Here is a 19,352-nt window from a genome sequence, read left to right on the forward strand (position 1 = left end):
AGATTGGCGAATTCTGTTACGCCAGTTACACTAACTCGCGAAATTCCCCGGGCTTACTGCCCCTTTTAATTCATTCAATAAGTCAGGTGTTAACGTGCAGAAGTATTTAACAGAAGCGCGTCAATTGCTGGCCCTTGCGATTCCGGTCATCCTTGCTCAGGTGGCTCAAACCGCAATGGGATTTGTGGATACCATTATGGCCGGCGCAGTCAGCGCCACGGATATGGCCGCCGTTGCTGTCGGCACCTCTGTCTGGCTACCGGCCATCCTGTTTGGTCATGGTCTTCTGCTTGCATTGACGCCCACCGTTGCGCAACTCAATGGTTCTGGCCGCCGCGAACGCATCGGTGAACAGATCCGCCAGGGATACTGGCTCGCCTTTTTCGTCTCCCTGCTGATTATGGTGCTGTTGTGGCATGCCGGTTATCTTATCCGGGCGATGCATGACATCGATCCAGTGCTGGCGCTGAAGGCAGAAGGCTATCTGCATGCCCTGCTGTTCGGCGCGCCTGGCTACCTCTTCTTCCAGGTGCTCCGCAATCAATGCGAGGGGCTGTCGAAAACCAAACCCGGCATGGTGCTGGGCTTTTTAGGCCTGATGTTCAACATCCCGCTTAACTATGTCTTTATCTATGGCCACTTCGGCATGCCAGCCCTGGGCGGTGTCGGCTGCGGCGTGGCGACCGCCTCGGTCTACTGGGTGATGTTTATCTGCATGCGCTTCTGGGTGCGCCGGATGGGTAGCATGCGCGATATCCGTATGGAGAGCCGCTGGTCACCCCCTTCCCGTCCGATTCTGAGCCGCCTGATGACGCTGGGATTGCCGGTGGCGCTGGCACTCTTCTTTGAGGTCACGTTGTTCGCCGTGGTCGCCCTGCTGGTTTCGCCACTGGGCATCGTTAACGTGGCCGGTCACCAGATTGCGCTGAATTTCAGTTCACTGATGTTCGTATTGCCGCTGTCGCTGGGTGTCGCGACCACCATCCGCGTCGGTTATCGTCTGGGCCAGGGCTCCACCGAGCAGGCACGGGTCGCGGCCTGGACCGCACAGGGTGTAGGCATCAGCATGGCGGCGCTAACCGCCATTTTTACCGTGACGTTCCGTCATCAGATTGCCCTGCTCTATAACGACAACCCTGAAGTGGTGACGCTGGCGGCACAGCTGATGTTGCTGGCGGCAATTTATCAGTTCTCAGACTCGATACAGGTGATTGGCAGCGGGATCCTGCGCGGCTATAAAGATACGCGGTCGATTTTCTTTATTACCTTTATCGCTTACTGGCTGCTGGGGCTGCCAGCCGGTTATCTGCTGGCGCTGACCGACTGGGTGGTGCCGCGCATGGGACCTGCGGGCTTCTGGTGCGGCTTTATTATCGGCCTGACCTCGGCTGCGGTGATGATGATATGGCGCATCAGACGGTTACAGCAATCACCGGCGGAAATTATCCTGACGCGTGCAGCGCGATAACGTTCGAGGCGGGTCATTCATGGCCCGCAATGACGAAAAAAACGACGGTTAGCACAGTTGCTGTGCAGTCATGGCGAAAAAACTATTTTCCCCTTGCCAGCCTCACACGCTGCCGTTAATATTCGTCCCCGCTGTCGCCCTGACAGCATGTTGCGCTCTTAGCTCAGTTGGTTAGAGCACCACCTTGACATGGTGGGGGTCGATGGTTCGAGTCCATTAGAGCGCACCAAGTGCGTCCGTAGCTCAGTTGGTTAGAGCACCACCTTGACATGGTGGGGGTCGGTGGTTCGAGTCCACTCGGACGCACCAATATTCAGTATGCGCTCTTAGCTCAGTTGGTTAGAGCACCACCTTGACATGGTGGGGGTCGATGGTTCGAGTCCATTAGAGCGCACCACTTTCAGAATTCCTTCAGCTTGCGCAACTCCACTTTTATTGATCTGCATCGCTTCCCCCTTCTGCTTTTTGATTGGTTTTCGCATACTTAGCGTCTATACTGTCCCGCGTTGCTTACTTGAAAGGTTTCAGCGATCACGTGCTTACTGCGATAACTCAAATGATTTGCGCAACAACAGCGTGGTGGTTACCAACCGTAACCGCACAACTTCCCTGCACGCCTGGCCTTCGTCACCTATTCTTACTCAGTACTGCCCATTTCAGTCTCAATCAGAAATTTCACTTCGATGCGCTGCCATCGGATTCCGCCCTTATTCATCCATCACAACTTACAGAAAATCCGTCATGAAAAAGACTAAAATCGTTTGTACAATCGGCCCGAAAACCGAATCCGAAGAGATGCTGACTCAGCTGCTTGAAGCTGGCATGAATGTTATGCGTCTTAACTTCTCTCACGGCGACTACGCTGAGCATGGCCAACGCATCACCAACATGCGTGCCGTTATGCAGAAAACCGGCCGTCAGGCCGCTATCCTGCTGGATACCAAAGGCCCTGAAATCCGCACCATGAAACTGGAAGGCGGCAACGATGCGGCTCTGAAAGCGGGTCAGACCTTTACCTTTACTACAGACCAGAGCGTGATTGGCAACAGCGAGCGCGTTGCGGTGACCTACCCGGGCTTCACTGCTGACCTGAAAATCGGCAACACGGTGCTGGTCGATGATGGCCTGATTGGTATGGAAGTGACCGAAGTCACTGAAAATACCGTGGTGTGTAAAGTCCTGAACAATGGCGATCTGGGCGAAAACAAAGGCGTTAACCTGCCAGGCGTCTCTATCCAGCTGCCAGCACTGGCCGAAAAAGATAAACGCGACCTGATTTTTGGTTGTGAGCAGGGCGTAGACTTCGTCGCCGCCTCTTTCATCCGTAAACGTTCAGACGTGCTGGAAATTCGCGAGCACCTGAAACAGAACGGCGGCGAGCATATCCAGATCATCTCCAAAATCGAAAACCAGGAAGGCCTGAACAACTTCGACGAAATCCTCGAAGCGTCAGACGGCATCATGGTTGCGCGTGGCGACCTGGGCGTTGAGATCCCGGTTGAAGAAGTGATCTTCGCACAGAAGATGATGATCAAAAAATGTAATAAAGCACGCAAAGTGGTCATCACGGCTACCCAGATGCTCGATTCCATGATCAAGAACCCGCGCCCTACCCGCGCAGAAGCCGGTGACGTGGCAAACGCCATTCTTGACGGTACCGATGCTGTCATGCTGTCAGGTGAGAGTGCCAAAGGCCGTTATCCGCTGGAGTCGGTCACCATCATGGCGACCATCTGTGAGCGTACCGATCGCGTGATGAAGTCCCGCATCGACAGCCAGAGTGATAACCGCAAAATGCGTATCACAGAAGCCGTCTGCCGTGGTGCGGTAGAGACCGCTGAGAAGCTGGAAGCGCCACTGATTGTGGTTGCTACCGAAGGGGGTAAGTCTGCTAAAGCCGTGCGTAAATACTTCCCGAACGCGACCATCCTGGCGCTGACCACCAATCCGATGACTGCCCGTCAGCTGATCCTGAGCAAAGGGATTGAGACACGTCTGGTGACTGAGATCGCTTCAACCGACGATTTCTATCGTCTGGGTAAAGAAGCGGCGCTGGAAAGTGGCTACGGCCAGAAAGGCGATGTCGTGGTGCTGGTGTCAGGTGCATTAGTACCAAGCGGAACTACCAACACCGCTTCTGTACACGTTCTGTAAAACTCTCTCTGACCATTATTTTGAAGCGCCTTTATCGGGCGCTTTTTTTTATTTCTACTTAAACCAAATGTCAGAAAATTCCAATCGAAAATAACTATTCAAATACTCTTAATATTAAGGTTAATCCGATTAAATCTCTCTGTTTTCGCTAAATTTTTTTATCATATTCTGTGATTCGCTGCTTCTTTGAGCGAACGATCAAATTTAAGCATCTTCTCATCAAAAATTTATTCTCAACTTAAAAAGCTTTGTGTAATACTTGTAACGCTACATGGAGATTAACTCAATCTAGAGGGTATAAATAATGAATCGTACTAAACTGGTACTGGGCGCGGTAGTTCTGGCTTCAACTATGCTGGCTGGTTGCTCAAGCAACGCTAAAATCGACCAGCTGTCTTCAGACGTTCAGACTCTGAACGCTAAAGTTGACCAGCTGAGCAACGACGTGAACGCAGTGCGTTCAGACGTTCAGGCTGCTAAAGATGACGCAGCACGCGCTAACCAGCGTCTGGACAACCAGGCTCACTCTTACCGTAAGTAAGAGTTCTGGTTTAAAAATGGCGCCTTTATGGCGCCATTTTTTTTGCTCCGAATTCAGTGCCCTTCACAGGCACTTATCCGGTCAGGGCTGAACCGCGTTGCCCTCAGCCTGTGTCACCGGGCTATCAGCCTGTGTCACCGGGCTATCAGCCTGTGTCACCGGGCTATCAGCCTGTGTCACCGGGCTATCAGCCCCCACAGACGCGCTCTCCAGCCCTGCAGGCGGCACCGTATCACTCTGCACCGGCTCCCCACTGCTGACCAGCACAGGCATGCCTGAGCGTCGCGCTAAGCTGGCTTTAATCAGCGCGCTATCACTCTTCTCACTTTTCATAAACTGCTTCACTCCGGCAGTGAGTGCAATCGGCATGGTCTGCGGATCGTCTTTGTCGTTGCGTGACAGCGGCTGATGCACTTCCACGTAGCGTTTCCCATCCGGCTCTACAGCGTATTTCACCGGCTGATTGATGATCTGTACCCGCGTCCCTTTCGGGGCTGAGTTAAACAGCGCTTCGATATCTTCTGAACGCAGACGTATACAGCCTGAACTGACGCGCATGCCGATGCCGAATTTCGCATTAGTGCCATGGATCAGATACTGGCCGGTGCCGCGCGCCAGACGCATGGCAAACTGCCCCATCGGGTTATCCGGTCCGGCGGGGACCACGCCAGGCAGCGTAATGCCCTCTTTAGCGTAGCGTTTGCGGATGTTCGCCGTGGGCGTCCAGGTGGGATTAGGGATCTTCTGGCTGATCTGCGTCACCATCACTGGCGTGGCTGCACCCAGCTGGCCAATACCGATGGGATAGACAATGACCTTATCCTCCCCTTTGGGATAGTAGTAGAGACGCAGCTCGGCCAGATTCACCACAATCCCTTCGCGCGGCGTATCGGGCAGGATCATCTGCAGTGGAACCGTCAGCTGGGTGCCCGCTTTGGGCAGCCAGGGATCGGTACCGGGATTTGCCTCCAGCATGCTCAGCAGGCCGACCTGGTAGCGCGCCGCAATCGCTTCCAGAGGTTGTTTATTGTCAGGAACCTGAGTCAGGACGTTTTCGCCAATCAGGCGACTGTCAGGTGGTGGCAGCGGATATTCGGTGGCGAACGCGGGTGCAGAGAGCCCAAAGCAGGTCAGCAGCAATGCACCGGCTAAACGTAAAGCAGGTTTCATGCAATTTTCTCGTCAGATAAAAAAACAGACGCCGGATGGCGTCTGTGGAGTGTAACTTAGCTGAGGTTCTGAGCGGTATGGCGAATAGACCGAATCATCGCCTCCAGCCCCTGCGACCGGGTGGGCGTCAGGTGCTGCATCAGTGCCAGTTCGCCAAACCAGTGGCGCACATCCAGCGCCAGGATATCGGCGGGCGGCAGGTTCTGATAGAGGCTAAATACGATAGCAATCAAACCTTTAACGATAGCGGCATCGCTGTCGCCTTCAAACGCAATGGAACCATCCGCCTGCGGGGTCATTCTGATCCACACCTGACTCTGACAACCCGAAATCACGTTCTCCGGCTGGTGTAAGGTTTCAGAAGATTCCGGAAGCTTTGAACCCAGCTCAATAATGTAGAGGTACTTCTCTTCCCAGTTAGCGCAACGGTTGAAGTTGCGAACCAGTTTCTCTTTTTCAGGCAAATTCGCCATCAGGGACTCCGTTAAAACTGTTCAGCCGCCCAGCAGACGATGAATGCGCGTCAAACCGGCAGCCAGACGATCCACTTCCTCTTCACTGTTATAGAACGTGAAGGAGGCACGGCACATCGCCGGTACATTGTAATGCTGCATCAGCGGCATCGCGCAGTGATGTCCGGTGCGGATGGCAATACCATATTGATCCAGGAAGCTGCCAACATCGTAGGCGTGGTGTTTACCGAGATTGAAGGCGATAACGCCAGCTCGTGACTGCGGACCGTAGATCTGGATATCCGGAACGGTACCCAGCTTATCGAGCGCATAGTTCATCAGTGCCGTCTCGCGCTGATGAATCGTATCCAGTCCCAGCGCCTGCACATAGGCCATCGCCGCACCAAAGCCGATAATGCCGCCGGTATTCGGCGTACCCGCTTCAAAGCGCCACGGCGCACTGTTCCAGGTGGTGCCGGTAGGCAGCATGACGCGCTCAATCATTGAACCGCCCCCTTCCCATGGTGGCATCTCATCCAGCAGCGCTTTACGGCCGTAGAGGATACCCACGCCGTTCGGGCCATAGAGTTTATGGCTGGAGAAGGCGTAGAAGTCGCAGCCGATATCCTGCACATCAACCTTGTCATGCATCACCGCCTGGGCACCATCCACCAGCGTGATGACGCCAGCCGCTTTTGCATGAGCAACGATCGCTTTAACCGGGTTAACCGTGCCGAGCACATTTGAAACATGCGTCACCGCCAGCAACCGCGTACGGCTGTCGATCAGCCCCGCCAGTTGCTCCAGGGCCAGCTCACCGTTGTCATTTAATGGCAGGACGCGCACTTCTGCGCCGGTGCGCTGGGCCAGCATCTGCCATGGAACGATATTGGCGTGATGCTCCATCTCAGTGATGATCAGGTTATCGCCAGCCTGGAGGTTACTGCTGCCCCAGGTGTTCGCCACCAGATTGATGCCTTCGGTGGTGCCTTTGACGAAGACAATCTCTTCCTGTGACTGCGCATTGATAAAACGGGCAGCCTGATCGCGCACGTTCTCCATGTCGCTGGTCGCCTGCTGGCTCAGCGTATGGATACCACGATGCACGGCCGCATAGCCGTGCTGATAGAAATGACTCTCGGCGTTAATCACCGAGAGTGGACGCTGTGCGCTGGCCGCACTGTCAAGATAGGCCAGCGGATGACCGTTGACCTCACGCTTCAGGATAGGAAAATCAGCCCTGACGCGTTCGAGATCGAAGTTCATCATATGTCGCCTCCGGGAAAACGTTGCGCGATACGCTGCAGCACGGCCTGACGCATCACCTCATTTTCCAGTGTTTCGGTCAGTTCTGCGGCAAACGCATGAATAATCATGGTCTGTGCAGCATCCTGCTCAATACCGCGCGAACGCAGGTAGAACATCTGCTCATCATCAATACGACCAATGGTGGCACCGTGGCTGCACTTGACGTCATCCGCATAAATTTCCAGCTGCGGTTTGGTATCGACTTCTGAGAGCTTGCCCAGCAACAGGTTGTTGTTGGTCATCTGCCCGTCGGTCTTCAGCGCATGCTGTGCCACTTTAATGTGGCCGTTAAACACCGCACGGCCTTTGTCACGCACGATGGTTTTATGCATCTGGCGGCTGACGCAGTGGCCCTTGTTGTGCTCCAGGTAAGTACGGGTATCCGCCACTTCCTGTTTCACCGGCAGCACCAGGCTATTGATTGCCAGCGTGGTGTTTTCACCGTTCAGCTGGGTACTGGTGTTGTGACGCGACAGTCCGGCACCCAGCAGGAAGCTGGTGCTGCTGACCTGGCCATCGTTGCCAATGACCAGATCGTTATGCGCAAAGTGATAGCTGGCGCTGCTTTCAAAGGCCAGCTTCGTGTGCGTCAGTTTTGCATTGTCGCCTACCGCAAAGGTAAAGCGCGTGCCGGTGAAATGGGCGCGCTCATCCAGTGAAACGTAGTGCTCAATCACTTCCGCTTCGGCACTCTCTTCCAGCTGCAGGTGATGACGATAGTGAACCGTGTTCATACCCGTCTGCTGACCGCTGGTGATGTGCAGCAGATAGACCGGACGCGCTGCGGATTTACCGCGCGCCAGACGCAGGGTCGTCACCTCTTCTGCCAGACTCTCTGTCAGATGCAGGAAGACTTCAGGCTGAACCGCAGCAGGCAGCGGACGGCGCTCGGCGGCCACACTGTGCTGAACCTCAAACAGTTCGCAGTCGCGACTGCTGAAGGCTGGCTGGAAATGACCGTCAACATAGACCAGACGGATCGCATCCAGCGGCAGCGCCAGTGCATCAACCTGTTCAGCGCTCAGGGTCTGCGGCGCGTCAGGCAGTACAAACTGCTGTGACAGTAAGGTGTCCAGCGGCGTATACTTCCAGTTTTCGTGCTTGCGGGTTGGCAGGCCAACGCGCATCAGTTGCTGCCAGTGCTGCTGTGCCTGCAGAGAACGCACGTCGCCACGCGACTCAAACAGGTGATGCCACTGTTGCAGCGCAGAATCACTCTTCGTCGGTAAGCCAGCCATAACCTTGCTCCTCCAGCTGTTTCACCAGCGAGAAGTCGCCAGATTTCACGATTTTGCCCTGATACAGAACATGAACGAAGTCTGGCTTGATGTAATCCAGAATACGCTGGTAGTGGGTCACGATGATAAAGGCACGCTTCTCGTCGCGCAGGCTGTTTACGCCATTCGCCACGATTTTCAGCGCATCGATATCCAGGCCTGAGTCGGTCTCATCCAGGATGCAGAGTTCTGGCTCCAGTGCCGCCATCTGCAGGATGTCGTTACGCTTCTTCTCACCGCCGGAGAAGCCAACGTTGACTGAGCGGGTCAGCAGATCTGCCGGCATCTTCAGCAGCTCAATTTTCTCTTCAATGAAGTCCTGGAAATCGAAGCGATCCAGCTCTTCCTGCTGACGATATTTGCGTACCGCATTGACCGAGGTCTGCAAAAAGAACTGGTTGCTGACGCCCGGAATTTCTACCGGATACTGGAATGCCATAAAGATGCCTTCACCGGCGCGCTCTTCAGGGGCCAGTTCCAGCAGATCTTTACCTTTGAAGCTGACCGAACCGCCGGTTACTTCATAATCTTCACGGCCTGCCAGCGTCGCTGACAGGGTGCTTTTACCTGAGCCGTTCGGGCCCATGATGGCATGCACTTCGCCGGGTTTAATTTCGAGATTCAGGCCACGCAGAATGGCTTTATCTTCAACACTGACCTGCAAATCTTTAATGCTTAACATACTTATTCCTTCACATTGCTTCCGGCAACGCGTGTGACGGCATCAGCCCACACTGTGCTCAAGGCTGATGGCTAACAATTTCTGGGCTTCCACAGCAAATTCCAGTGGCAACTCCGAGAATACGTCTTTACAGAAGCCGTTCACGATCATCGAGATGGCGTCTTCTTCACTGATACCGCGTTGCAGACAGTAGAACATCTGATCTTCGCCGATACGTGATGTCGTGGCTTCATGCTCAAGCTGAGCGGTATTGTTGCGGGTCTCCACATACGGGAAAGTATGTGCGCCGCAATCAGGACCGATCAGCATCGAGTCACACTGCGTAAAGTTACGGGCATTGGTCGCGGTTGGCATGATTTTCACCAGCCCGCGATAGGTGTTCTGACTTTTACCGGCCGAAATCCCTTTGGAGATGATGGTCGATTTGGTGTTTTTACCAATGTGGATCATCTTGGTGCCGGTATCGGCCTGCTGACGACCACTGGTCAGTGCCACTGAGTAGAATTCACCCACTGAATAGTCCCCGCGCAGAATGCAGCTTGGGTATTTCCAGGTGATAGCAGAGCCGGTTTCAGACTGTGTCCAGGACATCTTGCTATGGTCGCCTTCACACAGCGCGCGCTTGGTTACGAAGTTCAGGATACCCCCCTCACCTTCGCCGCCCGGGAACCAGTTCTGAACCGTCGAATATTTCACTTCGGCATTTTTGTGGATGATGACTTCCACCACGGCCGCGTGCAGCTGATAGGTGTCACGCACTGGCGCTGAACAGCCTTCGATGTAGCTGACGTAGCTGTCTTCATCGGCAATCAGGATGGTGCGTTCGAACTGACCGGTTTTCGCTGCGTTGATGCGGAAATAGGTCGACAACTCCATCGGGCAACGCACCCCTTTCGGGATATAAACGAAGGTGCCGTCAGAGGCGACCGCCGAGTTCAGCGCCGCAAAGAAGTTATCGTTCGCCGGAACAACCGTGCCGAGATACTGCTTCACCAGCTCCGGGTGCTCCTGGATCGCTTCGCCAAAGGAACAGAAGATAATCCCCTGCTCCGCCAGCTTGCCGCGATAGGTGGTCGCCACCGAAACGGAGTCAAAAATGGCGTCAACCGCCACTTCACGGCCTTCACGCACCGGGACACCCAGCTGATTAAAGGCGTTTTCCACTTCCTGCGTCAGATAATCGCTGGCTGGCGCGCTGCCTGAAGCCTGCAGTGCACCGGGTTCTGATGCGCAGCTGTCATCACAGTTGCCGCAGGAAGGCGCGGAGTAGTAGCTGTAATCCTGGTAGTCGAGTTTTTCGTAGTGCGCTTTCAGCCAGTGTGGCTCTTCCATTTCAAGCCAGGCACGAAACGCTTTAAGACGAAACTCCAGCATCCACTCTGGCTCGTTACGCTTGGCCGAGATCGCCCGCACCACATCTTCATTGATGCCGTTGGCAAATTCTTCGGTTTGCAGTTGGGTAAAGAAGCCCTCTTTGTAGTTGAGCTTGCCTTCCCAGATTTGTACATCGTCAGATGTTTCGCTGTGTCGTGACATATTTCACTTACTCGACGCCAAAGCTCTCACCGCACCCGCAGGCGTGCTGAGCTTTAGGGTTATTGAATTTAAAAATCTGATTCAGGCCTTCACGAACGTAGTCCAGTTCGGTGCCATCAACGAATGGCATCGCCTGTAGCGGCACAAACAGCGTTGCGCCATGGAATGAGAACTGCAAATCATCCTCGACTGGCTCTTTCACTAGATCCATGACGTAACCAAACCCGGCGCAGCCGGATTGTTTTACGCCGAGCCGCAGACCCTTGACATCGGGGTCCTGAGCCGCCAGATTGAGAATTTGTTGCGCTGCGGTTTCAGTCAGCGTCAGCCCTTTCCAGACAAAATCGTCGGGTGAGAAAGAGTCTGTATTAACGGATGCCATGTTGATACCTCTTGAGTCCGGACCTTTTCAGGCTATCCCCCTATGGTAGTGATCTGACCAATCACTTCAACCTCTTGTTTTGCAGGGATAATCATCTTGTGCGGTTTTATTTGCTTAATTATTAAGCATAGCCTCTTCAGCTCACCTTGTGGTGAGCGCGTCAGCATAAATAAGCCAGTGTTAACCTATTAATAAATCACTCTTTTTTAAATAACCATTTTTGATAAAAATGCTTATTGATAGGTTACGCCTTTCTGCGATGTAAACAGATTGTTATTTCCGATTATACCGACAGGCAGGATAAATCGATAAATTTTTCTGCCCGCCAATTGCAATCACAGCTCAATTGAATATGATAATTATTATCATTCACATTCAGGGTGGCGTTATGACGCTTTCTGTCTCAGCCTGGCTGCAGCACAAAATCGACGAATATCAGTTTGCGGTGCGTGATATCACCGTCGACTTTTATATGGCGCAGGCAAAGCTCGACCGGGCCGACTGCACGATTCATCAGCTACGTCAGTTTAACGATGCCTGTCAGGATATGGCAGAAATCTGCCAGTTGAACGGTGACGACCAGAGTTACCTGCATGCCATGGGTAAACTGCATCACCGACTGGTGCAGGAGATGGGAAACAGCGATCGCGATCGCCTGTTTCGCCTTCAGGCTTATCAACTGGCGCGATTGTCCCTGACCCGCCTCTGCCATCAACTGGCAATGGTCGGGGAGTGGAACCAGGCCACTGCGCTGCAAAGTGACTTCATGCGTCACGCAGGCTGGATATTCTAATCCAGCCAGGGCGTGACGTCGCGCACAATTTTTTTACATTAGCTCTAACAATGCCTGAAGCGGATGACGCATTCCGTTGCCCTCTACACGCTTGACCTGACTGCGGCACGAATAGCCAGTGGCCAGGCAGCGCTGGCGTGGCAGTCGCTGAAGCTGGGGATGCCAGGAGAGCGCGTAGATCCCCAGCGAGTTTTCAAGGTTCTTACTTTCGTGACCGTAGGTGCCAGCCATACCGCAGCAGCCAACATTGATGTTCTCCAGCTTCGCGCCAAAACGGGAGAAGATCGCCTGCCACTGATTCGGTGTGGAGGGCAGCGCGGTCACCTCGGTGCAGTGTGCAAACAGATACCAGGATTCTCCGCCCGTGGCCTGCACGTCACGCTCTGCCAGTGCACGCTCTAACCACTCATGTACCAGCAGGACGTTAAAGTCGCCGCGTGATTCGCCCAGCGTCTGACGATACTCATCGCGATAGCAGAGCACCGTGGCCGGATCGACGCCGACCATGGGCAACCCCAGTTTTGCCACCCGATTCAGGAAATCGGCGGTGCGGGATGCCGTGCGGGCGAAACGGTGCAGGAAACCTTTCACATGTTGCGCTTTGCCATTTGGCGAGAATGGCAGGAGCACGGGCCGGTAGCCCAGTTTCTCAATCAGCCTGACAAAATCGTTAACCAGCTGCGCCTCATAGAAGCTGGTAAAAGGATCCTGCACCACCAGCACACAGTTTGCGCGTTCAGCGGCTGACAGCCCTTCCAGCTGCTCCAGCGTCATGTTCATGGCGGGATGACCACTGAGCTGCTGTTTCAGATTTGGGGCCGAAAGCAGCGGCAGATCGACCATACCGATATGGGTTTTACTTATCTCTTTCAGCCACGGCTGGCGCAGAAAGAAGTTAAACACTTTCGGTGCTTTTGCCATCAGCGGCGCGTAGCCCTCCACTGCAGCCACCAGGTGATCGCTGACCGGACGCAGATAACGGGTGTGGTAGAGCTGTAAGAAGCGCGAGCGGAAAGCGGGCACGTCAATTTTAATCGGACACTGGGTAGAGCAGGCTTTGCAGGCCAGACAGCCCGACATCGCCTCTTTCACCTCGTGCGAGAAGTCATACTCCCCTTTGCTGGCGTGCCAGCTATTGCGGGTACGGGCAATCAGGGTGCGAAGCGACAGCCGATTTTCAGGCAGCTGCTTTTCCAGGGTGAGCGGATCGACGCCCTGCCCGGCCAGCAGCCGCAGCCACTCCCGCGTCAGCGTTGCCCGCCCTTTGGGCGAGTGAATGCGGTTGCGGGTGATTTTCATGGAGGGACACATCGGGCTGCGGGCATCAAAGTTAAAACATAACCCGTTGCCGTTACACTCCATCGCGCCTCGCCATTCATCCCGGACCGTTAACGGGATCTGACGATCATAGGTTCCGCGCTTCACCGCATCGACCTGCATCATTTCATCATTACTGTTGTATGGCGTACAGATCTTGCCCGGGTTCAGGCGATTGAGCGGATCAAAGGCCGCTTTGATGCGGCGCAATTCGTTAAACAGCGTCTCACCGAAGAATGCCGGACTGTACTGGGCACGAAATCCTTTGCCATGTTCACCCCACAGCAGGCCGCCGTAGCGCGCTGTCAGCGCTACGACTTCGTCGGAGATCTGTTTCATCATCATCTCCTGCTGCGGATCGCACATATCCAGCGCCGGACGCACATGCAGTACACCTGCATCGACATGGCCAAACATGCCGTAGCTCAGCCCGTGGCTGTCGAGCAGCGCGCGAAACTCGACGATGTAGTCCGCCAGTTTTTCCGGCGGGACCGCGGTATCTTCCACAAAGGGAATCGGTTTAGCCCGGCCTTTGGCATTTCCCAACAGACCCACCGCTTTTTTACGCATGTTATAGATGCGTTCAATGCCATCCAGGTCGTTACAGAACTGATAGCCAATCACACCGCCCTGCTGCTGCGCCATCAGTGCGTCAAGGCGGCCACAAAGCTGTTCAATCTGCTGATCGATCAGCGCGGCGTTGTCACCGGCAAACTCAACAATATTCAGACCCAGCATCTCTTTGTCGGGTACATCGGCGATCAATTCGCGCACCGAGTGCCAGACAATATCTTCGCGCGCCAGGTTCAGCACCTTAGAGTCAACGGTCTCTACCGAGAGCGCCTGCGCTTCCACCATAAAAGGCGCATTGCGCAGGGCGGAGTCAAAGGAGTCATATTTGATATTCACCAGTCGGCGCACTTTAGGCAGCGGCGTGATATCAAGCCGCGCTTCCGTGACGAAGGCCAGCGTTCCCTCTGCACCACACAGCAGGCGCGTCAGGTCAAAGGTTTGCATATCGTCGCTGAATACATGGCGCAGGTCATATCCGGTCAGGAACCGATTCAGCTTTGGAAACTTTTCCAGAATCAGCGCACGATGCTCGCGGCAGCGCGTCAGCACCTGCTGATAGAGCCGGCCTTCGGGCGTCGCCGTCTGCGCCAGGGTTTCAGCCAGCGCGGTGGCCATTGGACGCGTATCAAGGATATCGCCGCCCAGCAGCACGGCGCGCAGGCCCAGCACATGGTCCGAGGTTTTGCCATAGACCAGTGAGCCCTGGCCGGACGCATCGGTATTAATCATGCCGCCCAGCGTGGCACGGTTACTGGTGGATAACTCCGGCGAGAAGAAAAAGCCGAATGGCTTCAGCCAGGCGTTAAGCTGATCTTTGATCACCCCCGCTTCAACCCGCACCCAGCCCTCATCGGTATTGATCTCCAGGATACGGTTCATGTAGCGCGACATATCCACCACAATCCCCTGATTCAGCGACTGACCGTTGGTGCCGGTACCGCCGCCGCGCGGGGTAAATACCAGACTGGCAAAGCGCGCTTCTCCGGCCACGCGGGCGAGCAGCGCAACATCCGCAGTCGAGCGCGGAAAGAGCGCGGCGTCGGGCAGCAATTGATAGATGCTGTTATCGGTGGAGAGTGAGAGACGGTCGGCATAGCTGGTTGCCATGTCACCGGTAAAACCCTGCTCTTTCAACGACTCAAGGAACGTCAGCACCAGTTGAACGAGGCCCGGTGCCTGCGAAATCTGTGGGATCATGATTGTCTGACCGAAGGTGTTGTAAACGTTTGCGTTTATAGATTAGCGATTTCTCGTTTTATCATATTTTTCCTGCGCCTGCCCTTTTTTCAGAAAAGGCAAAAACCTTTCTCCGCAACTCTGTTTAAACCTCAGCAAATAGATCATGATAAAAACGGGCATCCGAATGCCTGAAAATGAAGGATTAAGACGAGGTTATGAGTCAATGATGAAAAGCCAGTACCGGGATATGGATTTACCGCAAATACTCTTCACCCTGATGTTCATCTTGCTGCTGATTGTCGCCTGTTTATGGGTCGTGCAGCCGTTTATTCTGGGCTTTGCCTGGGCCAGCATGGTGGTGATTGCCACCTGGCCATTGATGCTGAAATTCCAGCGACTGTTATGGGGACGCCGTTCCCTGGCGGTGATCGTGATGACACTGCTTCTGCTGCTGCTGTTTATTATCCCTATCGCCCTGCTGGTCAGCAGCCTGATTGATAACAGCGCGCCGGTGATTGCCTGGGTTACCCAGGGGCATATGATGCCGCGACTGTTATGGCTCAACGATGTCCCGATGGTCGGCAAGAAGCTTTATGTCAGTTATGACACGCTGGTGGCGAGCGGCGGTGCCGGCGTCATGGCGAAAATACAGCCCTATATCGGCCGTACCACCGGCTTTTTTGTCGCGCAGGCCGGTCATTTCGGACGCTTTATGATCCATCTGGGCGTGATGTTACTGTTCAGCGTGCTGCTTTACTGGCGTGGCGAACAGGCTGCCCAGGGCATTCGTCACTTTGCTTTCCGCATGGCGGGACGGCGCGGTGATGCCGCCGTACTGCTGGCGGCGCAGTCCATTCGTGCCGTGGCGCTTGGCGTAGTGGTGACGGCGCTGGTGCAGGGCGTGCTGGGCGGTATCGGTCTGGCGATCTCCGGCATTCCTTACGCCACGCTGTTGACGGTACTGATGATCCTCTGCTGTCTGGTACAGCTCGGCCCGCTGCTGGTGCTGGTTCCCGCCATTATCTACCTCTACTGGAGCGGAGATACGACATGGGGAACGGTGCTGCTGGTCTGGAGCTGTGTGGTCGGCACGATGGATAACGTGCTGCGCCCGATGCTGATCCGTATGGGTGCCGATCTGCCGATGATCCTGATTCTTTCTGGTGTTATTGGTGGACTGTTTGCGTTCGGGATGATTGGTCTGTTTATCGGGCCAGTGGTTCTGGCGGTCTCTTATCGTCTGGTTTCCGTCTGGGTTCATGAAGCGCCTGCCCCGGATAGTGACCAACTGGCCGTGGCTGATGCCCTGGCGGATCACGATGATACCCCGCCTGCTGTATGATGAGATGCAATAACCCGCTGCGCCGCTAGCCCCCATAAGCATTGATTAGTGCGGTTAATGATGATTAACCGCACCCCTTCTCTCAGATCAGATAAATTCTGTTTTCCATTAGCGATTTTTAAGAAAAAAGCCACCTTTGGCCTGAAAGTGACCTTTTCGGGCCAAAAAAGATTACTTTCTGCACTGTTTCTTAAGCCAAATGGCGAAGTAAAGGTCACAAAAGATTATTGGCTTTAAACTAATAAGAGGATTCTTAAAGACGTCAGCCAGCCGTATGAATAACATGTTTCCTATGTTCGAAATCAACCTGATGATTTTCAGACAATCTCATTCCCCTGAGTAGAGTAAAGAATTGCTGTGTGTAGTCTTTGCCCATCCCCTGTGATGGGCTTTTTTTTTGCCTGAATCTGACCAGATATAAACAGAAAAGGCCCGCATAGCGGGCCCTGAAGAGTGCTAACAACCCGTATCAGGCTGTTTTATGTAACTGTGCCAGACTCACCCAGGTCTCCACCACCGTGTCCGGGTTCAGTGACAGACTGTCGATGCCCTCTTCCATCAGCCATGCGGCGAAATCCTGATGGTCTGACGGTCCCTGCCCGCAGATTCCGACATATTTCCCCTTCTGCTTCGCCGCCCTTATCGCCATTGAAAGCAGCATCTTCACGGCTTCGTTACGTTCGTCAAACAGCGCGGAGACGACGCCAGAGTCGCGGTCCAGCCCCAGCGTCAGCTGAGTCATGTCGTTTGAGCCAATAGAGAAGCCATCGAAATGCTCCAGGAACTGATCCGCCAGCAGGGCATTGGACGGGATCTCGCACATCATAATGATCTTCAGCCCGTTCTCGCCGCGCTTCAGTCCCTGACGCCCCAGCTCTTCCACCACAGCCTTCGCCTGCTCAACGGTGCGCACAAACGGAACCATAATCTCGACGTTTGTCAGGCCCATCTCGTTGCGAACACGTTTCACCGCTTCGCACTCCAGTGCAAAGCAGTCCCGGAAGCTGTCAGCGACATAGCGACCCGCACCCCGGAATCCCAGCATCGGGTTTTCCTCTTCCGGCTCGTAGCGTTCTCCACCCACCAGGTTGGCATATTCATTGGTTTTAAAGTCAGAAAGTCGGACAATTACGCGTTTCGGCGCAAAAGCGGCGCCAAGCGTGGCAATTCCTTCAGTCAGGCGAGCGATGTAAAACTCCACCGGATCATCAAATCCTTTCATCATTTTACGGATCTGCTGCTGCAGCTCCGGCGTCTGTTGGTCAAACTCCAGCAGCGCTTTAGGGTGGACGCCGATCATACGGTTAATGATAAATTCCAGCCGCGCCAGACCCACGCCTTCGTTAGGCAGACAGGCGAAATCAAAGGCGCGATCGGGGTTCCCCACGTTCATCATGATCTTCAGCGGCAGTTCAGGCAGTGAATCGACCTGCGAACTGGTGACGTCGAAGTCGAGCAGTTGATCATAAACGTAGCCGGTATCACCTTCGGCACATGAGACCGTGACGTTATGCCCCTCTTTCAGCCGATCAGTGGCATCGCCACAGCCCACCACTGCCGGAATGCCCAGCTCACGCGCGATGATCGCAGCATGACAGGTCCGTCCGCCACGGTTAGTCACAATCGCTGATGCTTTTTTCATGATCGGTTCCCAGTCCGGGTCGGTCATGTCGGTCACCAGCACATCGCCTTTTTCAATGCGATTCATTTCGCTGATATCGTGGATGACCTTCACCACGCCTGCGCCAATACGATGACCGATAGCACGACCTTCCACGACGACGCTGCCCTGCCCCTGCAGCGTGTAACGCTCCATTACCTGACCATTTGAGCGTACGGTTTCAGGGCGCGCCTGAACAATAAACAGTTTGCCGGTGTGCCCATCTTTGGCCCACTCAATATCCATCGGGCGCTGATAATGCTGTTCAATCAGCACCGCCTGCTTCGCCAGCGCCTGCACTTCCTCATCGCTCAGGCAGAAACGGTCGCGTTCGGCCTCAGGCACATCTTCGATCCGCACCTGCTCGCCATGCGCCTGGGAATCGGCATAGACCATGCGAACCTTTTTCGAGCCCATATTGCGGCGCACAATCGACGGACGATCGGCTGCCAGGGTTGGCTTGTGCACATAGAACTCATCCGGGTTAACGGCACCCTGCACCACCATTTCCCCCAGCCCCAGTGCAGCGGTGATAAAGACCACCTGATCAAAGCCGGACTCGGTATCAATGGTGAACATCACACCCGAGGCGGCCAGGTCTGAACGCACCATGCGCTGTATTCCCGCTGAGAGCGCAACACCACGATGGTCATAGCCCTGATGCACACGGTAGGAGATAGCGCGGTCATTAAACAGCGAGGCGAAGACATGCTTTACCGCCACCATGACGGCGTCGATGCCCTGTACATTCAGGAAGGTTTCCTGCTGGCCGGCAAAAGAGGCATCAGGCATATCTTCTGCGGTTGCAGAGGAGCGCACGGCAAACGACGCGGCATCATCATCAGCAGAAAGCTGCTTATAGGCGTCCAGAATGGCGGACTCCAGCTCGGGCAGGAACGGTGTCTCCACGACCCACTGACGAATCTGCTTACCCGCTTTTGCCAGCGCATCAACGTCATCAATATCGGTCTCATCCAGCAGCGCATAAATACGCTGATTCAGCCCGCTTTGATCGAGGAACAGGTTAAAGGCGTAGGATGTGGTCGCGAAACCATTGGGCACGGAAACGCCCAGCGACGACAGATTAGTAATCATTTCACCCAGAGAGGCATTTTTGCCCCCCACCCGGTCAACATCATGCATGCCAAGCTGGTTATACCAGAGCACGAGTGGCTGTTCGCCTTTACTGGACATTGAGCTTATCCTTTATCAATTATCAATGAATGGACACAGGGAGTAATCTGTCTTCAGCCTGGCATATCACCCTCTCAATAACGATCTGTTGAATCGTTAAAGCAGAATTTCAGCCACAGTTTCGGAATTGTGAGCGCATTATTTTGCTGTTGCGCAAAGTCGCCTTTTTTCTCTAAATGATTGATGCCACAGGAAATGGCAGATTTTCAGCCACTTAAGCATTCATTTTTGTTGCGCAACAACTGCGTGGCTATTTGCGGCTTAACGACGGATTAAAAAGAATGCTGGCTCAACGAGCCACCCTTTCATTTTTAGTATCGTGAT

At 54.4% G+C, this 19,352-nt stretch carries 14 protein-coding genes, 3 tRNA genes and 1 other RNA gene; 9 read left to right on the forward strand and 9 right to left on the reverse strand.

The features are described 5' to 3' along the window. The first annotated feature begins 94 nt into the window (after positions 1–94). From ACO6VX_RS05915 to ACO6VX_RS05940, 6 genes are all read left to right on the forward strand, one after another. Positions 95–1,468, forward strand: a complete 1,374-nt coding sequence (locus tag ACO6VX_RS05915; protein WP_022625743.1) for an MATE family efflux transporter — start codon at positions 95–97, stop codon at positions 1,466–1,468. 152 nt (positions 1,469–1,620) lie between these two features. Then, a tRNA-Val gene (locus ACO6VX_RS05920) sits at positions 1,621–1,697 on the forward strand. Between the two features lie 3 nt (positions 1,698–1,700). After that, positions 1,701–1,777, forward strand: a tRNA-Val gene (locus ACO6VX_RS05925). A gap of 11 nt (positions 1,778–1,788) precedes the next feature. Beyond that, a tRNA-Val gene (locus tag ACO6VX_RS05930) sits at positions 1,789–1,865 on the forward strand. 344 nt (positions 1,866–2,209) lie between these two features. Continuing rightward, positions 2,210–3,622, forward strand: a complete 1,413-nt coding sequence (gene pykF, locus ACO6VX_RS05935; protein ID WP_010245613.1) for a pyruvate kinase PykF — start codon at positions 2,210–2,212, stop codon at positions 3,620–3,622. Between the two features lie 304 nt (positions 3,623–3,926). Beyond that, on the forward strand, positions 3,927–4,163 hold the full coding sequence (locus tag ACO6VX_RS05940) for a major outer membrane lipoprotein (RefSeq protein ID WP_003853216.1): 237 nt from the start codon (positions 3,927–3,929) through the stop codon (positions 4,161–4,163). An 81-nt stretch (positions 4,164–4,244) separates the two neighbouring features. Here ACO6VX_RS05940 and ACO6VX_RS05945 read toward each other — a convergent pair whose 3' ends face one another. From ACO6VX_RS05945 to sufA, 7 genes are read right to left on the reverse strand one after another with little or no spacing between them, the layout of a single operon-like run. Then, a complete protein-coding gene (locus ACO6VX_RS05945) occupies positions 4,245–5,333 on the reverse strand; it encodes a L,D-transpeptidase family protein (protein ID WP_422457901.1) in 1,089 nt (362 codons plus the stop codon). Positions 5,334–5,389: 56 nt separating this feature from the next. Further along, positions 5,390–5,806, reverse strand: coding sequence for a cysteine desulfuration protein SufE (gene sufE / locus ACO6VX_RS05950; RefSeq protein ID WP_010245623.1), 417 nt, complete (start codon positions 5,804–5,806; stop codon positions 5,390–5,392). A gap of 21 nt (positions 5,807–5,827) precedes the next feature. Then, positions 5,828–7,051, reverse strand: coding sequence for a cysteine desulfurase SufS (gene sufS, locus ACO6VX_RS05955; protein ID WP_163851868.1), 1,224 nt, complete (start codon positions 7,049–7,051; stop codon positions 5,828–5,830). Beyond that, positions 7,051–8,331 carry a Fe-S cluster assembly protein SufD gene (gene sufD, locus ACO6VX_RS05960; RefSeq protein ID WP_033786191.1) on the reverse strand — a complete coding sequence of 427 codons (1,281 nt, stop codon included), beginning with the start codon at positions 8,329–8,331 and terminating at the stop codon, positions 7,051–7,053. The genes sufS and sufD overlap by 1 nt, the downstream gene beginning before the upstream one ends. Beyond that, positions 8,306–9,052: a Fe-S cluster assembly ATPase SufC gene (gene sufC / locus ACO6VX_RS05965; RefSeq protein ID WP_010245631.1), complete on the reverse strand. Its 747-nt coding sequence runs from the start codon at positions 9,050–9,052 to the stop codon at positions 8,306–8,308. Before sufC ends, sufD begins: the two co-directional genes overlap by 26 nt. Before the next feature lie 42 nt (positions 9,053–9,094). After that, positions 9,095–10,588, reverse strand: coding sequence for a Fe-S cluster assembly protein SufB (gene sufB, locus ACO6VX_RS05970; RefSeq protein ID WP_010245634.1), 1,494 nt, complete (start codon positions 10,586–10,588; stop codon positions 9,095–9,097). Positions 10,589–10,595: 7 nt separating this feature from the next. Further along, complete coding sequence (gene sufA, locus ACO6VX_RS05975; RefSeq protein WP_010245637.1) at positions 10,596–10,970, reverse strand: Fe-S cluster assembly scaffold SufA; 375 nt, start codon at positions 10,968–10,970, stop codon at positions 10,596–10,598. A gap of 388 nt (positions 10,971–11,358) precedes the next feature. Here sufA and ACO6VX_RS05980 point away from each other — a divergent pair, with 388 nt between their 5' ends. After that, positions 11,359–11,763: a hypothetical protein gene (locus ACO6VX_RS05980; RefSeq protein ID WP_010670035.1), complete on the forward strand. Its 405-nt coding sequence runs from the start codon at positions 11,359–11,361 to the stop codon at positions 11,761–11,763. Positions 11,764–11,796: 33 nt separating this feature from the next. Here the strand turns inward: ACO6VX_RS05980 and ydiJ are convergent, their stop codons facing one another. After that, the gene (ydiJ, locus tag ACO6VX_RS05985) at positions 11,797–14,850 is read right to left on the reverse strand and encodes a D-2-hydroxyglutarate dehydrogenase YdiJ (RefSeq protein ID WP_010670034.1); all 3,054 of its coding nucleotides are present in this window, start codon (positions 14,848–14,850) and stop codon (positions 11,797–11,799) included. A 205-nt stretch (positions 14,851–15,055) separates the two neighbouring features. Between ydiJ and ydiK the strand changes: the two genes are divergently transcribed. Next, positions 15,056–16,174 (forward strand): AI-2E family transporter YdiK, encoded by a 1,119-nt coding sequence (ydiK, locus tag ACO6VX_RS05990; protein WP_010670033.1) that lies wholly within the window; start codon positions 15,056–15,058, stop codon positions 16,172–16,174. Between the two features lie 292 nt (positions 16,175–16,466). Next, positions 16,467–16,574: antisense sRNA RprA (gene rprA, locus ACO6VX_RS05995), an RNA gene on the forward strand. 69 nt (positions 16,575–16,643) lie between these two features. Here the strand turns inward: rprA and ppsA are convergent. Continuing rightward, positions 16,644–19,028 (reverse strand): phosphoenolpyruvate synthase, encoded by a 2,385-nt coding sequence (ppsA, locus tag ACO6VX_RS06000; protein ID WP_346437283.1) that lies wholly within the window; start codon positions 19,026–19,028, stop codon positions 16,644–16,646. Positions 19,029–19,352: the final 324 nt, after the last annotated feature.

The sequence above is a fragment of the Pantoea sp. BJFS-204 genome (assembly GCF_049310725.1).
In the GTDB taxonomy this organism is placed as follows: Bacteria; Pseudomonadota; Gammaproteobacteria; order Enterobacterales; family Enterobacteriaceae; genus Pantoea; species Pantoea agglomerans.

Excerpts from the sequence above, each read along its gene's own strand:
- pykF (WP_010245613.1), top strand. The coding sequence starts at position 2,210 with ATGAAAAAGACTAAAATCGTTTGTACAATCGGCCCGAAAACCGAATCC.
- ACO6VX_RS05940 (WP_003853216.1), top strand. The coding sequence starts at position 3,927 with ATGAATCGTACTAAACTGGTACTGGGCGCGGTAGTTCTGGCTTCAACT.
- ACO6VX_RS05945 (WP_422457901.1), bottom strand. The coding sequence starts at position 5,333 with ATGAAACCTGCTTTACGTTTAGCCGGTGCATTGCTGCTGACCTGCTTT.
- sufE (WP_010245623.1), bottom strand. The coding sequence starts at position 5,806 with ATGGCGAATTTGCCTGAAAAAGAGAAACTGGTTCGCAACTTCAACCGT.
- sufS (WP_163851868.1), bottom strand. The coding sequence starts at position 7,051 with ATGAACTTCGATCTCGAACGCGTCAGGGCTGATTTTCCTATCCTGAAG.
- sufD (WP_033786191.1), bottom strand. The coding sequence starts at position 8,331 with ATGGCTGGCTTACCGACGAAGAGTGATTCTGCGCTGCAACAGTGGCAT.
- sufC (WP_010245631.1), bottom strand. The coding sequence starts at position 9,052 with ATGTTAAGCATTAAAGATTTGCAGGTCAGTGTTGAAGATAAAGCCATT.
- sufB (WP_010245634.1), bottom strand. The coding sequence starts at position 10,588 with ATGTCACGACACAGCGAAACATCTGACGATGTACAAATCTGGGAAGGC.
- sufA (WP_010245637.1), bottom strand. The coding sequence starts at position 10,970 with ATGGCATCCGTTAATACAGACTCTTTCTCACCCGACGATTTTGTCTGG.
- ACO6VX_RS05980 (WP_010670035.1), top strand. The coding sequence starts at position 11,359 with ATGACGCTTTCTGTCTCAGCCTGGCTGCAGCACAAAATCGACGAATAT.
- ydiJ (WP_010670034.1), bottom strand. The coding sequence starts at position 14,850 with ATGATCCCACAGATTTCGCAGGCACCGGGCCTCGTTCAACTGGTGCTG.
- ydiK (WP_010670033.1), top strand. The coding sequence starts at position 15,056 with ATGATGAAAAGCCAGTACCGGGATATGGATTTACCGCAAATACTCTTC.
- ppsA (WP_346437283.1), bottom strand. The coding sequence starts at position 19,028 with ATGTCCAGTAAAGGCGAACAGCCACTCGTGCTCTGGTATAACCAGCTT.